Below are 4165 nucleotides of genomic sequence, written 5' to 3' on the forward strand. Positions count from 1 at the left end.
CGCGCCGACGAGGCCGACCATCTCCATCTTCTCCAGCACGATGCGCCGGACCTCGCGGAGTCGGACCTGAACGACGCGCGGCTGGTCACGGCGAGGGAGGGCGGCGGCCACGGCCTGCACGCCCAGTGGGCCGACGACCTGCACCACGCGCTGCACGTCGCGTTGAGCGGCGAGACGTTCGGCTACTACCCGGACTTCGAGGGCGCGCTGGGCAAGACCCTGCGCGAGGTGTTCCTCCACGCGGGCACCTGGTCGTCGTTCCGCGGTCGCAGCCACGGCCGCCCGGTGGACCGCGAGCGGCTGCCCGGCTACCGGTTCCTCGCCTACCTGCAGAACCACGACCAGGTCGGCAACCGCGCCACGGGCGACCGGCTGACGGCGACGGTGCCGTGGCAGCGGCAGGCGGTGGGCGCGGCGATCGTGCTGAGCTCCCCGTACACGCCGATGATCTTCATGGGCGAGGAGTGGGCGGCGAGCACGCCGTGGCAGTTCTTCGCGTCGTTCCCCGACCCGGAGCTGGCCGAGGCGGTGCGCACCGGGCGTCGGCGCGAGTTCGGCCGGCACGGGTGGGGCGAGTCGGAGGTGCCGGACCCGATCGACCCGGAGACCGTGCGCCGGTCCACGCTGCGCTGGGACGAGGTGTCCGAACCCGGCCACGGCGAGCTGCTCGACCTCTACCGGGCGTTGATCGCGCTGCGCCGGTCACGGCCGGAGCTCTCCGACCCGCGGCTGGACCGGTTCGCGGTGCGCGAGGAGGGCTCGGTGCTGGTGCTGCACCGGGGCGCCCTGCGGGTGGTGTGCAACCTCGGTGGGGACGCGGAGGTGCGGCTCGACGTCGAACCTCGCGAGGTGCTGCTCGCGTCGACCGGGGTGAAGGTGGACGGGCAGGCGGTGCACCTGCCCGCCGACTCCTTCGCGATCGTCGACTGCGAGGCGGTCACGCCCCCTGGTCGGCCGTGAGCCAGCCGACCTCGGTGAGCTTCTCGGCGAGCAGCCGGCCGGCCAGCGCGACCTGGTCGGCCAGCTGTCTTCGCACTTCCGGCCGCTCGTCCTCGGACTCCTGGGCCGCGTCGTAGGCCGCGACGAGCCTGCGCGCCGCGTTCACCACGTCCAGCCAGGGCGACTCCGCGACCGGGGCCGGTTCGTCCGCCGGTTCGGCGGAGTGCACCGCCCGCACGGCCTGGCGCGGCCCCAGCTCGGTGGAGAGGTCGAGCAGCTTCAGCGCGATCGTGTGCAGCTTCACGTTGTGGTGCTGAGACATCCGCACGAGCAGCTGGAAGCCCTCCTGGGGCGTGCAGCCCTGCACTGCGGATATCAAGCCCGTGGCCTGCCCGATGACGGTGCGCGTCTGCACCGCCTTGCGCAACCCCACGATCTCGGCTTCGAGGCTGGCGATCCGCGCGGTCAGCGAATCGTCATGCCCGTTGTCCCCGACCACGGTCGGGCTCCTCTCTCGCACGTCGGTACCGGTCAGCCAGTCCAGCGTTGCGAGAGCATCCGGACACGCGGGTGCCAGCACCGGCAAGCCCACAGCTCTCGCTGACCCTGGTGCCCTCTCGGGTGCCGGGTGGCTTGCGGCTGGCTTTTCAACCGCGTAGACGATCACCGTAGTAGAGAGAGGGTGGTCCGGTGCAACTAGGAGGGGTTTCAGCGTGGCGGGAGCACGCAGAACTCGTTGCCCGCCGGATCCGCGCACACGACCCACGGCAGCGCCGGGTCGGCGTCGACGACGCGAGCGCCCAGGCCGGTCAGGCGGGCCACCTCCGCGTCCCGGTCGCCGTCCGCGGCGAGGTCGAGGTGCAGCCGGTTCTTGGCCTGCTTCGGCTCGTCCACCGGCTGCAGGACCAGCATCGGCCCGTTTCCGGTGAGCTCGCTGTACTCGACGCCCTTGGCGTCCTTCCAACGGCGTGCCAGGCGGAGTCCCAGGGCCGCGCACCAGAAGTCCTCCAGCACGCTGACCTGGCCGGGAGGGCAGTCCACGGCGATGGCGACGATGTGTGCGGTCATGTCCGGGAGTTTCCCCGTCCGGGTGATGGGTATCCGTGCTGCAACGGAAGAATCCCAACGGAGGGAGCGGTCATGGGGACCGACGACAAGATCAGCAACAAGGCCGAGGAGCTCAAGGGCAAGGCCAAGGAAGCGGTCGGTGACGCCACCGACAACGAGCAGTGGCAGGCCGAGGGCCGCACCGAGCAGGCCAAGGGCTCGCTCAAGCAGGCCGGGGAGAAGGTCAAGGACGCCTTCCGTGGGAACGACCACTAGTCGTACCACCACCAGCGCCGCCGAGTTCGTGCCCCAGGGTGCGGACTTGGCGGCGCTTCGGCGTGCCGCCGACGGTTGTCGCGGCTGCCGGTTGTACGAGCCGGCCACGCAGACCGTGTTCGGTGCGGGACCGGCGGACGCCCGGCTGGTGCTCGTCGGCGAGCAGCCCGGTGACGTCGAGGACCGGCAGGGCGAACCGTTCGTCGGGCCCGCCGGTCGGCTGCTGGACAAGGCGCTGGACGAGGCCGACCTGGCCCGTGAGGGCGTCTACCTGACCAACGCGGTCAAGCACTTCAAGTTCGTGCCCGCCGAGCGGGGCAAGCGGCGCATCCACAAGTCGCCGTCGCGCGGCGAGGTCGTGGCCTGCCTGCCGTGGCTGCACGCGGAACTGGGGCAGGTGCGGCCGGACCTGGTGGTGTGCTTGGGTGCGACGGCGGCCAAGGCCGTGCTGGGCGCCGCGGTCAAGGTCACCGAGCGGCGGGGGCAGGTGGAGCGGGTCGACGACTACGACGTGATCGCTACCGTGCACCCGTCCGCGGTGCTGCGCGCGCCGGACCGCGACGAGGCGTACCAGGCGTTCCTGGCCGACCTCCGGGTCGTGCGCGCCCACCTGGGCGAGTGATCTCCTTCACGCGCCGTCACCCGCTGTGGTTTCGTGGTTCCGTCTTCGTGTGACCGGTGAACGGCTCACAGATCCTTGCCGGTGAACGTGAAACGGCCCCCTGACCACTTCCCGCACCAGGTGCGGGCCGAGCTGGACTGGGCTCGGGGTCACGGGGGCCGGGTGGCTGCCTGGGATTCGCCCAGACCACCTGGGAAAGGTCGGTCCTAGCGGACAGCCACCTCACGACGAGTCCTATAGCTATTCAACTTCGGACCACCTCCTTCCTCGTGTACTACGAACCTATGCGAGCGTCGGCGGACCTCGCAACGTGAATATCGGCGGCGTCCGGGGAGAGCCCGGTCACGGTGCCGGGAGGGACGCGACGTCCGTTTCCCGCCGGACTCCGGGGCCGCCGCGCCGCAGGATCGGCAGCATGGACTTCGAGGGCAAGGTCGCGCTGGTCACGGGCGGCAGCAGGGGCATCGGCGCGGCGGTCGCGGTGCGGTTGGCGGAGTTGGGCGCGGACGTCGCGATCACCTACCGGAACAGCCCGGGGGACGTGGTCGACCGGGTGAAGGCGCTCGGGCGGCGGGTGGTCGCCGTGCGGGCGGACAGCGGTGACGCGGACGCGGTGGTCGCGGCGGTCGAGGAGACCGCGGCGGTGCTGGGGCGGTTGGACGTGCTGGTGAACAACGCGGGCGAGTTCATCGTCGGGCCGGTGGAGGAGCTGGGGGTGGCGCAGTTCGACCGGACGTTCGACGTGAACGTGCGGGCGGTGTTCGTGGCGGTCAAGGCGGCGCTGCCGCACCTCGGTGACGGCGGGCGGATCATCGGCATCGGCAGCAACGTCGCGGAGCGGGCGGTGTTCCCCGGGTTCTCGCTGTACGCGGCGAGCAAGGCGGCGTTGAGCGGCATGACGAAGGCGTTGGCGCGCGAGCTGGGGCCGCGCGGGATCACGGTGAACCTGGTGCACCCCGGTGCGACCGACACCGACCTGAACCCGGCGGACGGGCCGGGCGCCGACGTCGTCCGCGGCCTCACCGCCGTGGGTCGGTTCGCCGAGCCGGGTGAGGTGGCCGCGGCCGTCGCGTTCCTGGCGTCCGACGAGGCCCGCTACGTGACCGGCGCCCAGCTCCACGTGGACGGCGGCTTCACCGCCTAGACCTCCACCGACCGCGAGAGTCCTACGTTCGCGCGCCGAGAGTCCTACGTTCGGGAGGGGTGAGTTCAACGCTCACGGCGAACGGTGTTAGCCGTGAGCGTTGAACTCAGGTGCTCTGGACGTAGGACTCTGGCGGG

At 71.5% G+C, this 4165-nt stretch carries 6 protein-coding genes; 4 read left to right on the top strand and 2 right to left on the bottom strand.

The features are described from left to right. A partial coding sequence (locus AB0G02_RS30335; protein ID WP_360800701.1) for a DUF3459 domain-containing protein occupies positions 1-960 on the top strand: 960 nt, incomplete at its 5' end. Here the strand turns inward: AB0G02_RS30335 and AB0G02_RS30340 are convergent. Next, a complete protein-coding gene (locus AB0G02_RS30340; protein WP_360800704.1) occupies positions 938-1438 on the bottom strand; it encodes an ANTAR domain-containing protein in 501 nt (166 codons plus the stop codon). The genes AB0G02_RS30335 and AB0G02_RS30340 overlap by 23 nt on opposite strands. 209 nt (positions 1439-1647) lie before the next feature. After that, on the bottom strand, positions 1648-2007 hold the full coding sequence (locus AB0G02_RS30345) for a VOC family protein (RefSeq protein WP_360800707.1): 360 nt from the start codon (positions 2005-2007) through the stop codon (positions 1648-1650). Between the two features lie 72 nt (positions 2008-2079). On the opposite strand from AB0G02_RS30345, the gene AB0G02_RS30350 reads away from it, so the two are divergent. From AB0G02_RS30350 to AB0G02_RS30360, 3 genes are all read left to right on the top strand, one after another. Next, positions 2080-2262, top strand: coding sequence for a CsbD family protein (locus AB0G02_RS30350; RefSeq protein ID WP_360800710.1), 183 nt, complete (start codon positions 2080-2082; stop codon positions 2260-2262). Beyond that, the gene (locus tag AB0G02_RS30355; RefSeq protein ID WP_360800713.1) at positions 2246-2884 is read left to right on the top strand and encodes a UdgX family uracil-DNA binding protein; all 639 of its coding nucleotides are present in this window, start codon (positions 2246-2248) and stop codon (positions 2882-2884) included. Before AB0G02_RS30350 ends, AB0G02_RS30355 begins: the two co-directional genes overlap by 17 nt. A gap of 415 nt (positions 2885-3299) precedes the next feature. Then, positions 3300-4028: an SDR family oxidoreductase gene (locus AB0G02_RS30360; protein WP_360800716.1), complete on the top strand. Its 729-nt coding sequence runs from the start codon at positions 3300-3302 to the stop codon at positions 4026-4028. Positions 4029-4165 lie beyond the last annotated feature (137 nt).

Origin of the sequence: Actinosynnema sp. NPDC023658, assembly GCF_040639995.1 — a bacterium.
In the GTDB taxonomy this organism is placed as follows: domain Bacteria; phylum Actinomycetota; class Actinomycetes; order Mycobacteriales; family Pseudonocardiaceae; genus Actinosynnema.

Excerpts from the sequence above, each read along its gene's own strand:
- AB0G02_RS30350 (WP_360800710.1), top strand. The coding sequence starts at position 2,080 with ATGGGGACCGACGACAAGATCAGCAACAAGGCCGAGGAGCTCAAGGGC.
- AB0G02_RS30360 (WP_360800716.1), top strand. The coding sequence starts at position 3,300 with ATGGACTTCGAGGGCAAGGTCGCGCTGGTCACGGGCGGCAGCAGGGGC.
- AB0G02_RS30345 (WP_360800707.1), bottom strand. The coding sequence starts at position 2,007 with ATGACCGCACACATCGTCGCCATCGCCGTGGACTGCCCTCCCGGCCAG.